12 protein-coding genes are annotated in these 17665 nt (G+C 57.4%); 5 read left to right on the top strand and 7 right to left on the bottom strand.

All coding sequences use genetic code 11. The features are described 5' to 3' along the window. Positions 1–131: 131 nt before the first annotated feature. The 5 genes from NHH03_RS26425 to NHH03_RS26445 form a co-directional block, all read right to left on the bottom strand. Complete coding sequence (locus NHH03_RS26425; RefSeq protein ID WP_253161357.1) at positions 132–968, bottom strand: alpha/beta hydrolase; 837 nt, start codon at positions 966–968, stop codon at positions 132–134. A 156-nt stretch (positions 969–1124) separates the two neighbouring features. Then, entirely contained in the window at positions 1125–1667 is a 543-nt protein-coding gene (locus NHH03_RS26430) for a hypothetical protein (protein WP_390895642.1), read from the bottom strand. Positions 1668–2336: 669 nt separating this feature from the next. Continuing rightward, entirely contained in the window at positions 2337–3467 is a 1131-nt protein-coding gene (locus NHH03_RS26435; RefSeq protein ID WP_253161359.1) for a BON domain-containing protein, read from the bottom strand. 247 nt (positions 3468–3714) lie between these two features. Then, on the bottom strand, positions 3715–4518 hold the full coding sequence (gene trpA / locus NHH03_RS26440; RefSeq protein WP_253161360.1) for a tryptophan synthase subunit alpha: 804 nt from the start codon (positions 4516–4518) through the stop codon (positions 3715–3717). A 75-nt stretch (positions 4519–4593) separates the two neighbouring features. Then, on the bottom strand, positions 4594–5910 hold the full coding sequence (locus tag NHH03_RS26445) for a hypothetical protein (protein ID WP_253161361.1): 1317 nt from the start codon (positions 5908–5910) through the stop codon (positions 4594–4596). 190 nt (positions 5911–6100) lie between these two features. On the opposite strand from NHH03_RS26445, the gene gpmI reads away from it, so the two are divergent. From gpmI to NHH03_RS26470, 5 genes are all read left to right on the top strand, one after another. Then, entirely contained in the window at positions 6101–7708 is a 1608-nt protein-coding gene (gpmI, locus tag NHH03_RS26450; RefSeq protein WP_253161362.1) for a 2,3-bisphosphoglycerate-independent phosphoglycerate mutase, read from the top strand. 103 nt (positions 7709–7811) lie between these two features. Continuing rightward, complete coding sequence (locus NHH03_RS26455) at positions 7812–10058, top strand: NADP-dependent isocitrate dehydrogenase (protein WP_253161363.1); 2247 nt, start codon at positions 7812–7814, stop codon at positions 10056–10058. A 56-nt stretch (positions 10059–10114) separates the two neighbouring features. After that, positions 10115–10729: a phosphoesterase gene (locus tag NHH03_RS26460; RefSeq protein WP_253161364.1), complete on the top strand. Its 615-nt coding sequence runs from the start codon at positions 10115–10117 to the stop codon at positions 10727–10729. 33 nt (positions 10730–10762) lie between these two features. Further along, positions 10763–11932 (top strand): cysteine desulfurase family protein, encoded by a 1170-nt coding sequence (locus NHH03_RS26465; protein WP_315861492.1) that lies wholly within the window; start codon positions 10763–10765, stop codon positions 11930–11932. A gap of 248 nt (positions 11933–12180) precedes the next feature. Further along, entirely contained in the window at positions 12181–12696 is a 516-nt protein-coding gene (locus tag NHH03_RS26470) for a hypothetical protein (RefSeq protein ID WP_390895640.1), read from the top strand. A gap of 42 nt (positions 12697–12738) precedes the next feature. On the opposite strand, the gene NHH03_RS26475 is transcribed toward NHH03_RS26470, so the two are convergent. Together NHH03_RS26475 and NHH03_RS26480 are read right to left on the bottom strand one after the other, a co-directional pair. Beyond that, the gene (locus NHH03_RS26475) at positions 12739–14205 is read right to left on the bottom strand and encodes a DUF1501 domain-containing protein (RefSeq protein WP_253161365.1); all 1467 of its coding nucleotides are present in this window, start codon (positions 14203–14205) and stop codon (positions 12739–12741) included. Beyond that, positions 14202–17288 carry a DUF1553 domain-containing protein gene (locus NHH03_RS26480; RefSeq protein WP_253161366.1) on the bottom strand — a complete coding sequence of 1029 codons (3087 nt, stop codon included), beginning with the start codon at positions 17286–17288 and terminating at the stop codon, positions 14202–14204. The genes NHH03_RS26475 and NHH03_RS26480 overlap by 4 nt, the downstream gene beginning before the upstream one ends. Between the last annotated feature and the right edge of the window lie 377 nt (positions 17289–17665).

Below are 17665 nucleotides of genomic sequence, written 5' to 3' on the forward strand. Positions count from 1 at the left end.
GCGCAACTTCAAAACTCACGCCTCGGGTTGTGATGAAAAACGCTGGCTTGGCGTGGAGTTTGATTTCGTGCGAAGCTTTCCCTTGTGCAGGTCGACCGGTTCGGAACTGGCGGCGACATCATCGACCTGAGCTAGGAAAGGTAGCCCAGCGATTCCAGGAACGCGATGGTTTTTGCTTGAGTGTCTTCGTAGGCGTCGCCTTTGTTGAAGAAGCCGTGGCCTTCGCCTTCGTACAGATGCAAGTCACAGCGCACGCCCAGCTCCTTCATCTTTGCCGCATAGGCTTTTCCGGTCGACGCGGGAATCAATTTGTCTTTGGTACCCAGGAAGACGATGGTCGGTGGCGATTGTTTGTTCAACCGGTGCAGCGGTGAGATCGCCTGCCAGTAGTCTTTGACCCGGTCATAGCCGTAGCCATCCGGGCCGTTGTCGAATACTGGATTGAACAACACCAATGCGTCGGGCCGGCAACTGATCGTTGGGTCGTCATTCGGGTCATCAAAATCAGCGACCATCGCCGTTGCTGCGGCAACGTGTCCGCCGGCCGATCCACCGCCGGCGGCAATTCGGTTCGGATCAATTCCCAGCTCGGCGGCGTGTTTGCGGACGTAGCGAATCGCCGACTTGCCATCGGCGACGCATTCTTTCGGCGACGTGCCGTGTGTTTTCCGGACGCGATATTCGGCACAGATCGCAACCATGCCACGGTCGGCGATGGCACGGCTTTGCCCATAGAATTGGCTTGGCGACCCGCCTACCCATCCGCCGCCAAAGAAAAACACGATCGCAGGCCGCGGCGTCGTTGTCTGGTCAGCAGGTGGTTCGAACACGTGCAATGACAGCGAGACGTCGCCAATGGTTTTAAAGACAATCTTGCGGTCGGGGGCCGGTTTGGCGTCGGCCGCGTTCACCACGGGATTGAGACAGGCGGTGGTCAGCAGCAACGTGGCCAGGAGGGCGGGTTTCATGGGCTTGTTCGGTGGGAGTGGGAATTCAGGAAGCGGGAATGTCGAACCGCCTATTATGCACATCTGCCATGGAGAGCGCAAAAAAAATCCCTGCCATACAGTTTTGCATGACAGGGATCAGATCAATTGCAGCGGAACGGGTCACCGCAGGTCAGGTCACAGGGTAGGTGTCGTGTAAGGTTCGACGTCACCGACCATGTGGAAGTGGTTGTGGTCAATGTAGATGACTTCTACCGCTTCGCGATCATGCAGGGTGTGTGGGACCGGGTAGCCGATGATCGCTTTCTCTTCAAAGTAGATCGTGCACTTATAGTGTGCGTGGTGCAATTGAGCCGGTCCGATCAAAGGATAGAAACGGGGCGGGTCAATGTAGTCGGCGATCTTTTCTTTGATGATCCGCACGTCATTGCGTTGCTTTTCATAGATCAATGGGATGCCGCCTTGAATCGGGCGAGCACCTTCCAACGCGAGCATGACTTCGTCATCGCTGGGCGGATCCAACGCGACCGGTGAACCACCGGACGTGGTGGGGCCAAGGATTGGCACTTTGTCATATCGTTCGTTCTTCCAAAAGTCCTCTTCCGCCTTGTGCTGGTAGTAAGGACTGACGGGAATCGGAAAGGACAAGAATCCGAGATTGTAGTTGGTGCCGCCGAGGCCGTAACAGCCAGCCGAGCTGATGGCGACAAGGGCAGCCATCGCCATGCTGAGTTGACGGGCGAGAGACGAAAGGGAACTCGTCTCATTTGAAGCCGAATGCAGACCCGACGTCTGGGCGGCGTGTTTGGTTTGACTATTCGTCGTGCTGGACATCCGAGCGACCTTCCGTGGTTTTCAATTACATTCGCCGCGCTCTGAGCGCGGTTTCGTTCCGCTGTGTACTGTAGTTATCGTGTGAACTTATACCGATCTTGCGGGTAATTCGGGAGAATTCTCCGAAACGCCACCTCCGGCCGCAGTTTCACGCTGCAGGGCATCGTCGTGGATCGCTCCGTCGATCCAACGCACCACCGTCATCAACGGCTCTGCCGGAACGAAATAGCCCGTATGATGCACGCCATTGGCATGGATCGACGCAATTTCATCGCTTGCTCGGCAAGGATCCAGCGTCGAAACCAGGTGCGCCGAAACGTTGGATCGGCGGAGCGATCCACGACATTTGCGGCGGCGGAGCGATCCACGACATTTGCGGCGGCGGAGCGATCCACGACATTTGTGGCGGCGGAGCGATCCACGACATTTGCGGCGGTGCCTGGCGTTGTTTCACGCGGGCTGTTAACGAAAAAAGCCGCGAAGGACGGTGGATTCGTCCTTCGCGGCAGCGATTTTCCAGAACTGTGACTGGAGTCTTGGTGCTTCCGATTCGGTTTAACGATCGGTGAAGTCTAGATTCCACCAGCCGTCGTCCCATTCCAACGACACCTTACGCCATCCCAATGGGACTTGTGGGTAGGGGTAGAAGGGGCCGATGTAGGGCCATGCCGAAGGGCTGTATTGCTGGGGGTAGGTCAAAGCGGCGTAGTTAGGGTACGACGCGTAACCGGGCCAAGCGTAATTGGGCATGTTTGGCGAATCGTAGTGAGGTGCACCGCCACCGCCGCCGTAGCCCATTGCGACCGGTTGTCCGGCCATCGGGGCGCCCATTTGTGGAGTTCCCATCGGTTGGCCAGCCATTTGATGGCCACCCATCATCGGTGCAGCCACTTGAGCGATGCCTGCAGGACGACGAGCTTGATAGGGTGCTTGCATCGCGGGGACTTGGTCCACGCTCACAGGCGACATTCGATTGCTGGCCATGTGAGTTGGCACGCCGGCGGGTTCTTGGCCGATCAGGCTGATCATTTGATCGACACCTTGAACGCCGGGAACCGACTGGGCAATCTGGACAATCTGGTCACGCTGTTGCGATGACCCAGCACGTCCTTTGAGTGACACCACGCCGCCGCTGCATTGCACATCGACGCCGAATCCTTTCAAACGCCCAGCACGCTGGGCATTGCCGAGTGCGGTCACGACCCCGGCGACCAAATTTTGGTCTTCGGCGTCAGAGACCGGTGCGGCCAGTTCAACCGCGGCGGTCGGTCGGATTTCGCCAGGAGCGATCTCCAAACCGGCGTTGCGGGTTTCAATGCCAGCGGACAGCATGTCTCGAATGGATTCATCGCTGTCAACACTTGCGGTCTTTGCCGGTTTCGGTTTGACAACCGTCACCGCTGGTTTGACCGTGACCTCGTCGACGACTTTGGCAATGCCATTGACGTCTTTCGCGGCGGCCAGCACCAGCTCTTTTTGCTCTGTTTCACTGACACTGCCGCGGAACAGCACTACGCCGTGGTCCACTTTCATGTCGAGGGTGAAATCGCTGAGAGCCCCGGAATCACGGCTGCTCTTCAAACGGGTCATGATTTCTTCTGCAATCTCTCGATCGCCGCCAAAAGCCGATGCCGGCCCTAAAACGGTGATCGCAGCGATCGCTAAACCAAGATACTTTCGTCGCATGGGAATTGCCTCCTACAGTTCCAAATCGCTCCGGCCGGTGGCGTTTTACAGAGCCGCCCGCGACGATCGCGGGACTCTCCATCACGGGTGGCACAACGCCTCCGGATTATCCGTGTCGGACCGGTGTTGCTGTAGATTTCGGCGATTCCAAGCGATAGCAGGTAGGTTTTTTCTGATTTTGCCGTCGAATCAAATGCGAGAAGCCGCAAAGACTACCCAGATTGCCAGCGTGGCGAATTTTCGGGCATTAGCCGCCCAGATCGATCGCTGTTCGCAGTTCGGTCACGAACTCGGCCACCGCGGCGGCGGCCTCGGTTGGGTCGCTCTGTTGAGCAATCCGGCGGACAATCGCCGAACCGACAATCAATCCATCAGCAACCGGCGCCAATTTGGCCGCGGTTTCCGGACCGCTGATTCCAAATCCGATGCAGATCGGCAACTCGGTTTGCCCACGCAGCCAGGTCACGCTGTCCATCAAATCCGGCGGCAGTTCGGTACGCTCGCCGGTGATCCCGGTGACGGAAACGTAATACAAAAACCCCGACGACGAATTTGCGATCTGGACCTGGCGCTCGCGCGGCGTGGTCGGCGTGACCAATTGGATCAAACTGAAATCAGCCGCCCGACAGATCTTCGATAACTGTTCCGCTTCTTCGACCAATAGATCGGGCACGATCGCACCGGCATATCCCGCGGCCTGCGCCAATTCCACGTAACGCTGCAATCCGACACGAAAAATGATCGCGTAGCTGACCATCGTCACCAGTGGCAATCCGACCGTGGCGGATTTGGATTTCCCCAGCCGAAACGCGTCGTCCAAACGGAAACCGTGCTCCAACGCCCGTTGATACGATGCTTGGATCACCGGTCCGTCGGCCACCGGATCGCTGTACGGGATCCCGACTTCACACAAATCAGCTCCGGCACCGGCCAATGAATCCAGGATCGCCCCGGTCGTTTCAATATTGGGATCTCCCGCGGTCACGAACGGCATCAATGCTTTTCGATCTTGAGATTTCAGCCGGGCAAACAGGTCGTCAATGGCGGACATGGGAAACGGGGCAGCACGAGGATTGAAAGAGCCTGGGGGGAAGCGTCAGAGGGTACCTCAAACTGTAACGCCGGTTTAGACCCCCAATCCCGCTTCGATCACGGCGGCTTCGATTGACGCCGCTAACATCCACAACTGAAACAGTTGCCCCAGCGAATGGGGATCGATCAAGGGCAGCGTCAGTGTGGTTTGCCGAATCCCGGCCGCCGCCAACCGCGATTGGGTCGCCGCGATCGCGTCTGTCGCTCGATCGGGCAAGTTTCCGTCGGCGGTGTCAATCGGGTCGGTCCGTGGCGATTGGACCAGGACGTGGTTGCAGACTCGCCCGCGCAGGCTGGACAACGTTTCGCTGTCGGCATCTAACAAGCGATCAATCCCGAGTACCGTTTCGGTGCGTCCGGCAGCACCGCCAAAGCTGTCGCGGTGCAATTCGCTGACCCAGTGGCCCATGGCCAGCAAGCTGCGCGACCAGACCGCCAACAACCGTCCCGTTCCGATCGGCTGGCCCTGGCGATTCGCGGCCACATAGCGCAGCACCATGTTCTTTTCCGCCGGGGTTGATTTGAAATGCTCGTTCATCGCTGCCGCACCAACTAGCAATTGAATGCAGTCGAATCCTAAGAACGCGGCAGGTAGCAGGCCCGCAGGCGTCAGCAGGCTATAGGCACCGGGTGTTGTCATTGGAATTCGCAGCGGAGGATTGAACCCCAGTTGTTCGAAGCGTTGCACCAGCGGACTGTCGGGATAGGCGATCGCCGTTGCCAATTGTTGCCGCACCGGGTCGCCGCTTTCGGTTTTTGACGTGACGGATGCGGTTGTCAGTGGACGCATCAAATGGTCGATCAACCAACGCTGTGCGTCACAGGGAGCGGGTTGGTCAATTGCGATCAATGCCCACAGGCTCTCGGCGGCGCTGTCGCTGTAGCCGCCGGCGGCCAAACGGGCCAACAGCGATTGCAATCGATCGTTGTCAAAGTCGGCTGACTGGAAATAGATCCGTGGTTTGCTGCCTCGCGCCGCACGGCTGAGTTCATTGTGAAACGGATCGCAGCAGGCCTGAGCGAGTGCTTGGGCCCCCCGCCAAGCGGATCCCGAACCGGTCACCACCACGGCATCGACGAAATCGTGCAAACCGTTAGCGATACGGAAGACGTGCCCCAATTCGCTGATTTCACGGTGCCGATCGTAGGCCAACAGCTGCTGCTCCGGCAGCGCATAGAACGGCAATGCGGGCGGCAGCCGTGGGCACAGATTGGATTCGTCGGCAAAGTCCAGCGAATGCTCGGCGACAAACTCGTCTCGCAGCCGCTCCAGCGTCGGGCCCGATAGTTCGGTGGGGGACAACGGTCTGCTGGGGGACGATTCACAGCACTGCAGTCCGATCAGGGGCATTGAAAATACCGGGGAGTTTCCGGGTGGGGAAGGAAGGGGTGGGCAGCACGGGAATCTTTGTCGTGCGCCGGATGATACCGGGTTTTCGCCCACTTTGGAGGACCGCTCTGGTGGGCTACCATTGCCGGTTAGAAACCGCAGTGAAATGAATTGACTGTCTCCATCCACCTGCACCCCTTTTTTCAAAGCCATGACCCAAGTTCGCCGAAAACCTGTCGTTTTGATCGTTCGTGATGGATGGGGCAAGAACCCGTTCCCCAAGTGGGACAAATCGAACGCAGTGCTGCAAGCGGATACACCGGTGGCTGATGCGTTGATGGCCAGCTACCCCAACGTGTTGATCAAGACGTCGGGGGAAGATGTCGGGCTGCCCGATGGCGTGATGGGGAACAGCGAAGTCGGGCACCAAAACATCGGTGCTGGACGGATCGTTGACCAAGAGGTGATGCGGATCACGCGAGCAATCCGCGAAGGCGAATTTTTTGAAAATAAAGTCCTCGTCGGCAGCCTGGAACACGTGCGTCGCAGCGGCGGCAAACTGCACGTCCTGGGTCTGATTTCCGATGGGCGTGTTCACAGTGATTTGCAGCACGCGTTGGCTGTCGTCGATCTGTACAAGCAATCGGGTTTGCCAGCGGATCGTCTGGTCGTGCATGCGATCACCGACGGGCGTGACACGTCGCCGACCGGCGGACTCGGATACGTGCAACAAATTCAAGACAAACTGGATTCTGCCGGCGTCGGCCGAATCGGCACGGTCGTGGGCCGGTTCTATGCAATGGATCGTGACCTGCGGTGGGAACGCGTCCAGGCGGCCTACGAAGCGTTGACCCAAGGTGCCGCGCGGACAGCGCCGACAGCTGCCCAAGCGATCCAGGCCTATTATGACAATCCGACCGAACCGAGTCGCAGCGGTGATGAATTCATCGAAGCGACTTCGATCGTCCCCGAGGGGCAGTCGCCGGCAACGATCGGCGATGGCGACGCCGTCGTGTTCATCAACTACCGTGGCGATCGGACGCGCGAAATAACCAAAGCGTTTGTGTACGACGACGCACAATGGGCGGCGATCGATGGCGGTGGTTTCGACCGGGGCAAAAAGATCGACGACCTGTTCTATGCAACGATGACGGGCTACGAAACCGGTTTGCCGGTGGAAGTGATTTTTGAAAAGCGGGCCAAGATGCCAAATATCCTTGGCCAATGCGTGAGCGATCAAGGGTTGAAGCAATTTCGTTGTGCCGAGACGGAAAAATACCCTCACGTCACGTTCTTCTTCAACGACTACCGTGACGATCCGTTCCCCGGCCAGTCCCAGGCGATGGCACAGTCGCCGCGCGATGTGTCGACCTATGATCAAAAGCCAGAAATGTCGGCCGCCGAAGTCACTGAGTATGTGTTGAAGGAAATCGAATCGGGGCAGAGCGAATTATTGATCGTGAACTTTGCCAACGGCGACATGGTTGGACACACCGGTGTCATGGAGGCGGCTGTGAAAGCCGTGCAGACCGTCGATGCCTGTGTCGGAAAAATTGTCGACGCCACGTTGGCTGCCGGCGGATCGTTGGTGATCACAGCGGACCACGGTAACTGCGAACAAATGATCAACCCGGAAACCGGCGGCCCCCACACGGCGCACACGACCTATGACGTGCCGTTGATCGTTGTCGAACCGGGACTCGAAGGCAAATCGCTGCGCGAAGGCGGACGATTGGCCGATATCGCCCCCACCATCCTGGCGCTGCTGGGACTGGAAAAACCCGTCGAGATGACCGGCGAAAGTTTGCTTGACGTGTAACACCAACAGCACTGATGACAACCCGTTCTCGCCCTGCTAGTTTTTTCCCAGGGCGGGATCCAAATTCCATTGCCAGCCAAACTGTCTTACCCCTAGAAACGATATGAATGATTCCGAGTCGAGCCCTGCTGCGAACATCGTTTACACCCACACCGACGAAGCGCCCGCGCTGGCAACGTATTCTTGGCTTCCCGTCGTGCAAGCGATCGCCAGTGCTGCGGGCGTCACTATCGAAACCAAAGACATCTCGCTGGCAGGACGCATTCTGGCCAACTTTCCCGAATCGTTGACGGCAGAGCAACGCTGCGACGATGCGTTGGCGTGGTTGGGGAAACTGGCGACCGAGCCGTCCGCCAACATCATCAAACTGCCCAACATCAGTGCATCGATTCCCCAGCTGACCGCAGCGATCAAGGAACTGCAGGCGGCCGGATTTGCTGTCCCGGATTTCCCCAGCGATCCGCAGACGGATGCCGAAAAAGAAGTTCGCAATCGTTACGCCAAAGTTCTCGGCAGCGCCGTCAATCCAGTCCTCCGCGAAGGCAATTCGGATCGCCGTGTGGCCGCAGCGGTCAAGAATTACGCCCAAGCCCATCCCCACTCGATGGGCGTTTGGCAATCGGATTCGCCCTCGCATGTCGCGCACATGAGCGAAGGCGATTTTTACGGTAGTGAAAAATCGGCCGTGATCGAAAACAAGGATTCACTGAGCATTAAATTTGTCGCCGCCGATGGTTCTCGCAGCGAGTTGCGAACTCCCGTCGCAGTGGAAGCCGGAGAAGTCGTCGATGCGGCGGTGATGAGCGTCACGAAGCTGCGTGATTTTTACGCGCGTGAAATTCAAGAGGCGCGGCAATCGGGCTTGCTGCTGTCGTTGCACTTAAAAGCCACGATGATGAAAGTGTCCGATCCGATTTTGTTCGGCCACGCCGTCAACGTCTATTTTGCTTCGGTCTTCGAAAAACATGCCGAGACATTGTCCGCTCTGGGCGTCAATCCGAACAACGGCGTCGGCGGTCTGGAATCGAAACTCGAAAGCTTGCCGGATGATCAAGCCGCCGCGATCCGCGACGACATTGCCGCGACCTATACCGCCGGACCGCCGCTAGCGATGGTCGATTCCGATCGTGGCATCACGAACCTGCACGTGCCCAGTGACGTGATCATCGACGCATCCATGCCAGCCGCCATCCGAACGTCGGGCAAAATGTGGGGGCCTGATGGAAAATTGCATGCCACCAAAGCGATGATTCCCGATCGTTGTTATGCCAGTGTCTATCAAACTGTGATCGAGTTCTGTAAAGAAAACGGCGCGTTTGACGTCACCAAAATGGGCAGCGTCAGTAACGTCGGACTGATGGCCAAAAAGGCAGAGGAGTACGGATCGCACGACAAGACCTTTGAGATCGCCGGCGATGGCACTGTCATCGTCAGCGACAGCGCCGGAAACACCGTGTTTGAACACGCCGTTTCCAAGGGCGACATTTGGCGAATGTGCCAAACCAAAGACGTGGCCATCAAAGACTGGGTTAGATTGGGCGTGCAACGCGCCCGCCTGACCGGATCGCCGGCTGTGTTCTGGTTGGACAAACAACGCGCCCACGACGCGAATTTGATCAACAAAGTCAACGAGTATTTGAAAGACCACGACACCGCTGGTTTAGACATTCAAATCATGGACACGGCCGATGCGACTCGGCACGCCTGCCAGCGAGCGAGTGACGGCCAGGATACGATCGCAGTGACCGGCAACGTGTTGCGAGATTACCTGACCGATTTGTTCCCGATTTTGGAATTGGGGACCAGTGCTAAAATGTTGTCGATCGTTCCGTTGCTCGCTGGCGGCGGATTGTTCGAAACCGGTGCTGGCGGATCGGCGCCCAAACACGTTCAACAGTTTGTTTCCGAAGGACACCTGCGTTGGGACTCGTTAGGCGAGTTCCTGGCCCTGGCTGTGTCCTTGGAAGACCTTTCCCGCAAGGTCGACAATAGCAAGATCGCAGTGCTGGCCAAAACGCTTGAAGATGCCACCGACGCGTTCCTGACACACGACAAGTCGCCCAAACGCGGTGTCGGCGAATTGGATACCCGTGGCAGCCATTTCTATATGACGCTGTACTGGGCGGAAGCCTTGGCGGGCCAGAGCGACGATGCCGAATTGGCGGCGCTGTTTGCCCCGGTCGCGACCAAATTGCGTGACGCCGAACAAACGATCGTCGACGAGCTGGCGGCCGCCCAAGGTCAACCAGTCGAACTGGGCGGCTATTTTCGTCCCGACTGCGCAAAAGCTTCGGCCGCGATGCGACCGAGCAAGACGTTTAACGACGCGCTGGCAATGTTGTCTAAGTAGCGTCGCAGCGAGATTGAATCACCCTGAACCGACTTCCTTCTGACTAGCTAGTTTTCATGCCCCAATCCGAAGAACACGTCCTGGTCATCCCTGCATCTGTCATCGATTCGATTGGCGTGATCGACGGGTTTGAATCCGATGTGGATCGATTTCTGGGACCCATTCTGCAAAGCGACCAACTGTCGTATCAGCCGCGATCGGCAATGGAGACGGATCCTCGATTCAAACAATTGATTCCCTACGTGGTCTTGCAGTGGACCGACCCGACGTCTGGGGAAACCCAGTTGTTTACCTACACCCGAGGCGGTGGCGGTGGCGAGAAACGTTTGCACGCCAAACGCAGCATCGGTATCGGTGGACACATCAGCCGCGAGGATGCGGCAGATGGCGGTGACGCTTACAACACGGGGATGCAACGTGAGCTGGCTGAAGAGATTCAGTTGGATGCGGCGTATAGTGAAACACGCGAAGGATTGATCTACGATCCGTCTAACGAAGTCGGCCAAGTACACTTGGGAGTGGTTCATCGTTTTGTGTTGCAATCACCCCATGTGCAAAGCAACGAAGCGGATTTGGCAGACGGGCAATTTGTTTCCATCGCTGATTTGCGTGGGCAGCGCGGTGAGCTGGAAACCTGGAGCCAACTTGCGCTCGACGCGCTGTATCAATAACACCTTTCGACACGGGTGCCGCCGTGAAATGCCGTGATCTATCTGGACAACCATGCGACAACTCCCTGTGACCGGCGTGTCGTTGACCAGATGCTGCCGTGGATGACCGAATTTTTCGGCAACCCGCACAGCACGTCCCATGAATGTGGACGCCGAGCGGCCGCAGCGATTGAAACTGCATTGGCAGTGATCGCCCAATCCATCGGGGTGCCGGCCGATTCGGTGCTGATCACCAGCGGAGCCACCGAGAGCAATAATTTGGCGATCGATGGAGTCTTTCGCCATCCCCGACAGAAGCGACGTCACCTGATCACCACCGCGATTGAACATCCATCGGTGCTGGATGTTGCAAGCCGTCTGGAAAAGGATGGTTTTCGAGTGACGCGGTTGGCGGTGCATCCGGCCGGTCACGCACAAGCCGGACAAGTCGATTTAGACGCCTTTGCCGCTGCGGTCGATGATGACACCGCACTGGTCTCGGTGCACTGGGCCAACAATGAAATCGGTGTGATCCAACCGATGCCCCAGATCGCTGCGATCGCGCATTCCTGCGGAGCGTTGCTGCACAGCGATGCGACACAGGCGGTCGGTCGAATCGATGTCAATTTGGGCCAAGTCGATGTGGATTTGCTAAGCGCATCGGCGCACAAGTTCTATGGCCCCAAAGGAGTAGGGATGCTGACAGTGGCCGGTGGCACCACCCGACGCCGCGTGCGGATCAAGCCCCTGATCGTTGGCGGCGGCCAACAGAGAAACTTGCGCAGTGGCACCATGGCACCCGCCAATGTGGTGGGCTGTGCGGCCGCCCTGCAGGTGGCAACGACAGAGGCGGCGGAAACCGAAACCACCGTTGCAGGCCTACGAGATCGATTGTGGACTGGACTGGCCGGTGGGATCGACGGGCTGGTGATCAATGGTCCACCGTTGGCGTCGGCGGAACGATTGAGCGGCAACCTGAATTGCATGCTGCCGGCGATCGAAGGCGAAGCCTGGATGGCAGCTTGTCCCGACGTCGCGTTTAGCAGCGGTTCGGCATGCAGCAGTGTGGACGCGTTGCCCAGTCACGTCCTGACCGGTTTGGGGCGGAGCGAAAGTGAAGCTCGGCGGAGCGTTCGCTTTGGGATTGGGAAATTCAATTCCCAAGCGGAAATTGACCAAGCCATCGAGCAACTGGTCCGCGGCTACGCGAAACTCTCACCGTAACCGGCACAACCGGTTCAGCCGGCTATCTTACCAGGGCCGCAAGCTTTAACTGGGCCGATTTGCTTCGCTAATCGGACTCATTTACCCAGAACGCGTGCTAGGTTTTATTGGCTCAGCGTTTAGCACTTCACCAGCGAGAACCATCGCAACAGCTAAACAGTCGTGATCGCTTGGCAACAGCACTCACGGTTGGAGAACGCAACGCACGGGGCCAGATGGTTCACTTGTCTACCTATGGAATCTAACGCATGCCCGCTTCCAAATCTGATTCGATGACCAACGCTGACAGCCACAAAACCGTTTCACGCAGCAAGGCGAAGGCGGAAACGACCGTTCAAAACGCGAAGGGATGCGAAACCACGGAAACGGGAGCGGCAGAACAAACCGCCAATGCGGATGACCGCATTCTGACGATCGATCGTCGTCAACCGAGAGCGGAACGGCGGGGCGATCCAAACGCCTTGGATGTCGGAGTGATGCCGAACCCACGCCGTAAAAAGCAGCGTCGACGTCACATCGATCCGACAACTTGCGAACGCGATTATTCGGATCCGGAAATCGAATTCATGCGTGCCATGGACGACTACAAACGCAAGAGTGGTCGCATGTTCCCGACCTGTAGCGAAGTGCTGGAAGTGGTTCGCGATTTGGGCTACTACCGATTGACCGAAGACCAAATGGATTGTCTTGGGTTGGGTGACGAAGACGAATCAGCCGAAGCGCTCGACGCGCAGGAACTGGATACCGACGACGACGAACTGTAACGGTACCGCGCAGATTCGCGACGCAAGCCACGCCCCATTCCGTTAGGCAATCACGTCGTGCAGCACTTCGCCGTGCACGTCGGTCAAACGAAACTGGCGGCCTTGGTACTTGTACGTCAGACGCTCGTGATCAATGCCCAGTTGGTGCAGGATCGTCGCTTGCAGGTCATGGATGTGGACCGGGTTTTCCGTCACGTTGTAACCGAATTCATCGGTCCCACCGTAGGTCATGCCGGCCTTGATCCCTCCGCCAGCCATCCAAACACTGAAACAGCGGGGATGGTGGTCGCGTCCAAAATTGCCGGGTTGCAGTTTGCCCTGGCAATAATTGGTGCGTCCAAATTCTCCGCCCCAAATCACCAGCGTGTCCTTCAACATGCCCCGCTGTTTTAAATCTTGAACCAGTGCCGCGCTGGCCTGGTCCGTTTCACTGCATTGGCGGGGCAAGCCTTTCGGCAGGCCACCGTGATGGTCCCAGCCCTGGTGATAGAGTTGAATGAATCGGACGCCCCGTTCGGCCAATCGCCGCGCCAAAATGCAATTGGCGGCGAAGGTACCGGGGTTCTTTGAATCAGGGCCATACTGATTAAAAACGTGTTCCGGTTCATCACTTAGATCCGTTGCATCGGGAATGCTGGCCTGCATTCGATAGGCCAACTCATACTGCGCGATGCGGGCTTGGACAAGCGGATCGACGGTTTGGCCGAGTTTGATTTGGTGAAGCTGCTCGAGTGCGGTGACGACGTCGCGGCGACTGGAGGCATCGATTCCGTCGGGATTGTTCAGATACAACACGGGGTCTTTGCCGCTACGAAAGCGAACGCCCTGATGACGGCTGGGTAAAAAACCGCTGCCCCAAAGCCGGGACACCAACGGTTGTCCGCTTTTGTTTTTTGTGACCATCACCACAAACGACGGCAAGTCTTCATTTTCTTGGCCCAATCCATAATCGACCCAGGCTCCCATACTCGGTCGGCCCGGAAACATGCTGCCGGTTTGCAAAAACGTTACGCCGGGACCGTGGTTGATCGCTTCGGTGTGCATCGAACGCACGATACACAGGTCGTCGGCGACGGTGGCCAGATGCGGCATCAGTTCACTGATCTCGGCGCCGCTGTTTCCATGCTTAGAGAATTTCCAAGGCGAACCCACCAGTGGCAAACTGGATTGGTTGCCACTCATCCCCGTCAGACGCTGTCCACCGCGGACCGAATCTGGCAACTCGGTTCCCTGTCGCTCATTCAACAGTGGTTTGTAATCCAACAGATCCAATTGGCTTGGCGCACCGGACTGGAACAAATAGATCACTCGTTTAGCACGCTGGGGCAGATGAAACCCGTTGGCCAGCGCGGGCGTGCCGGATGTGGTGCGGTGGGCATCGGCGCCACGGGCGTTGCCCTGCAGCATTCCAGCCATGGCGAGCGAGCCCATCGCCAGACCGCCTCGTGCAAAGAACTGTCGCCGTAGCAGAGCGTCCTGCGATGGTGTGGTTGGCATGGATTCGTTCATCGTTTCATTACACTCTCGTCAAAGTTCATCAACGCACCAATCACGACTCCGGTCGCAGCGAGTTGCGGTCGGTCGACGCCAGCAGGCAGTTGGCGTTCACCCACCGCCAGATATTCGTCGGCACGTTCGGGATGGTTTTGAAAGTACGCTAGTTGTTTGGCATACAACTCATTCAATACGTTACTTTCCGCAGCGGTCGCAGCGCGACTGGTCAACGTTCGGAACGCCGCGGACAACAACGCATCCGCATCGTCGCGATGACGATCAATCAATTCACACGCCAATCCGCGTGCCGCTTCGACGTATTGCGGACCGTTGAGTAAGACAAATGCTTGCAGAGGCGACGAGGTGCGTTCGCGTCGTACCCGGCAAACATCGCGTTTGGACGCATCCAACGTCATCATTGCTGGTGCCGGTCCGGTCCGTTTCCAATACGTATACAGACTCCGTCGGTACAATCCCGCCCCCTTGTCACGGTCGGTCGGTTTGAATGACGCCTCGACCTCGTAAGGTTTGACCGGTGGTCCGCCGATTTCAGTCACCAGGCTACCCGAGATGGCAAGCGATTGGTCTCGCAACATTTCCGCGGGTAACCGATACGCATTGTGCCGAGCCAATGATCGATTCTCGGGGTCTTGGCGCCAAACTTTCGGATCGGAATGTTCGCTGGACAACTGATAGGTTGACGACAGCATGATTTGTTTGACGGCACGCTTGATGTCCCAATCGTGTTGTACAAAATCGATCGCCAGCCAATCCAGTAGCTCGGGATGCGTCGGCGATTGGCCTTGGCTGCCAAAATCTTCCGGTGTCCGGACCAGGCCGATGCCAAAGCACATTTGCCAGAGACGGTTGACCGCGACGCGGGCCGTCAGCGGGTTGTCCGCCGATAACATCCACTCGGCCAGGCCAAGACGATCGCTGCGAAAGCGATCATCAAATGGATAAATCGCTTCGGGAGTTCCCGGTTGGACCTGCTCGGCAGGACTGTCGTAGGCCCCGCGATCCAACCGGTGAGTCATCCGCGGTTGCGACAACTCTCGCATCACCATGATCTCTTGCAAGGCATCTTGGGTCTGACACAGTTTTCGACGTGCGTCGCCAAGTTCCTTGCGCCGTCGCAATGTTTCGCTGTCATGGCGACGCTGCAGATGATCCGCCATCAGTCGCCGTTGGTCCGCGTTCCAATCCTGGACCGGAGATGCGATCCAAGCGAGCGATTGATCGGCGGTGGCAAGCCGTTTGATTTCCAGTTCGGTCAATTCGCAATCAAACACGTCGAACGAATCCACCGCACCGCCGGTGAAGCCACGATCACGGAAACGTTGGCCGATCGCAATTTGGTCGCCGCCGCCACCGGTGATGTTCTTGGTCAACGTGTCGCGGATAACCTCGGTCGCCGCGGTTTGCCCATTGATTGAAATTGCAAGTCCGTTGGCACGGCTGGATCCATCACTGGTGACGGCGACATGAATCCACTGGTCGACGGGAATCGGATCGACCGTTTGAATGCGAATCGCGTTGCCCGGCCAAAAATGGATCAGCGACCAACTCAATCGACCGTCTTCGATCAACAATTGATAGCCACGACTCGCCGCATCGGTCCAGGCACGGGAGCGGTGAAAAATCACGGCGCGCTGTTTGACGTCCGGCGAATTCATCCACAGCGATACCGAGAAGGGTTGGTCGCGTCGGAAATTTCCCGATTTTAGATCCACCGGATCGTCACCGGTCAATCGAATCGCTTTGCCAACTTTTCCGTCAATCGACTGGTTCGGCGATTCGGGGGCGGATTCGAAATCCAGCGTCTCGATCGGTTTGGCAAACAACGGCTCGCTGGACGCGTCACTGTTTTCCATCCATTGATCCAGCGGAGGCAAATGCTGTGTTTTTGCGAGCGCGCGTCGATATTCCAACAACGCTTGGTCAACATCAGCATGATCGTTTCGTAGTTGGCTGGATTGATCATCGGTCGGCAACGTCAACGTCGGTGTTGGGACCGAGGGTGTGAAATAGGAATACAATCCGGCTTCGTCGATGTTGGCAAAAAACGCCGACAGCTGGTAATACTCCGAATGCAGGATCGGATCATATTTGTGTGTGTGGCAGCGACAGCACTCCATCGTCAGCCCTAAGAATGCCGTGCCAACGGTCTGAGTGCGATCGGCAATGTATTCCAGGCGAAATTCCTCCGGCACACTTCCGCCTTCGACCTTTTGCGGATGCAAGCGGTTGAAGGTGGTGGCCAGGATTTGGTCTCGGGTTGGGTCGGGCAACAGGTCGCCGGCCAATTGTTCACGCAGAAATTCGTCATAGCCAAGATTGCGATTGAATGCAGCGACGACCCAGTCACGCCACGGCCAAACAAAGCGATCGCGATCGACCTGGAAACCATAGGTGTCGCTGTAGCGGGCGACATCCAACCAGTCGGCTGCCATGCGTTCTCCATAGCGGGGATCGGCCAACAGTCGATCGATGACGCGCTCGGTCGATCGTGGTGATGAGTCGGCCAAATAGGCGTCGATCTCGTCGCTGGTCGGCGGCAGACCGATCAGATCAAAGGTCATCCGCCGCAGCAAAGTTTCTTTGTCGGCTTGCTCTGCAGGGACCAGCGCCTGGGCGTCCAGCTGTGCGATGACAAATCGGTCAATCGGATTGTTCGCCCATTCGCGTCCGGCATCAGGCGGTTCCACAGCGGTCGGTTTCTGGAACGACCAGTGGCGTTGATAGGACGCACCTTCATCGACCCAACGACGTAGCAATTCGCGTTCGTCCTGCGTGAGCGTGCGTTCGCTATCGGCCGGCGGCATCAACAGATCGGGATCGTCCGAGAAGATGCGAGCGATCAATTCGCTGGACTGCGAATCCGATTCTACAATCGCATACTCTTTGGCGCCTGATTCGGTATCCAACCGCAAATCTGCTTTCCGTCCGGATTCATCGGGCCCGTGACAGTGGTAGCAGTTCTCGGAGAGAATGGGACGGATGTCGCGATTGAATTGCAGTGGTTTTTGGGCGGGCAATGAATTAGCCGCGAAACCAGTGACCAACACAACATAGAAGATCGAAAGCGATCGATGCATATCGAAACGGTGGGGCAAGAGCGGGTGGGATCAGGTGCTAATTATACCTGTCTGCCTTTGCACACCGAACGGTGAATGCGACCGCCACCCTACGATTGATCCGACAAAATGTCGAATGCCGAGCCAAGATCATGACATTCGGACTCGTTTTTTAGAATCTGCACCGCGGGGGATTGAAATCCATCATTCGGCTCGCCCAACTGGACAGTGGCCGTTTGCCGACATTCACACCCCGGACGCGTGAGGTTTCAAGCCCGCGCTTTTGCGTGCGGCATTGGTTTTTGGTAGCCCGACGCGTCAGCGAGGGATCTCATCAACACCCTAAATCTCTCGCTGATGCGTTTTGAAGCCAGCGCTTTCGTGATTCACTCGCCCGC

Origin of the sequence: Stieleria tagensis, from assembly GCF_024129865.1 — a bacterium.
Classification (GTDB): domain Bacteria; phylum Planctomycetota; class Planctomycetia; order Pirellulales; family Pirellulaceae; genus Stieleria; species Stieleria tagensis.

Bases quoted from the DNA above. Each gene is read 5' to 3' on its own strand.
- gpmI (WP_253161362.1), top strand. From the start codon at position 6,101: ATGACCCAAGTTCGCCGAAAACCTGTCGTTTTGATCGTTCGTGATGGA.
- NHH03_RS26425 (WP_253161357.1), bottom strand. From the start codon at position 968: ATGAAACCCGCCCTCCTGGCCACGTTGCTGCTGACCACCGCCTGTCTC.
- NHH03_RS26480 (WP_253161366.1), bottom strand. From the start codon at position 17,288: ATGCATCGATCGCTTTCGATCTTCTATGTTGTGTTGGTCACTGGTTTC.
- NHH03_RS26445 (WP_253161361.1), bottom strand. From the start codon at position 5,910: ATGCCCCTGATCGGACTGCAGTGCTGTGAATCGTCCCCCAGCAGACCG.
- NHH03_RS26475 (WP_253161365.1), bottom strand. From the start codon at position 14,205: ATGAACGAATCCATGCCAACCACACCATCGCAGGACGCTCTGCTACGG.
- NHH03_RS26470 (WP_390895640.1), top strand. From the start codon at position 12,181: ATGCCCGCTTCCAAATCTGATTCGATGACCAACGCTGACAGCCACAAA.
- NHH03_RS26455 (WP_253161363.1), top strand. From the start codon at position 7,812: ATGAATGATTCCGAGTCGAGCCCTGCTGCGAACATCGTTTACACCCAC.
- trpA (WP_253161360.1), bottom strand. From the start codon at position 4,518: ATGTCCGCCATTGACGACCTGTTTGCCCGGCTGAAATCTCAAGATCGA.
- NHH03_RS26435 (WP_253161359.1), bottom strand. From the start codon at position 3,467: ATGCGACGAAAGTATCTTGGTTTAGCGATCGCTGCGATCACCGTTTTA.
- NHH03_RS26430 (WP_390895642.1), bottom strand. From the start codon at position 1,667: ATGGCTGCCCTTGTCGCCATCAGCTCGGCTGGCTGTTACGGCCTCGGC.
- NHH03_RS26460 (WP_253161364.1), top strand. From the start codon at position 10,115: ATGCCCCAATCCGAAGAACACGTCCTGGTCATCCCTGCATCTGTCATC.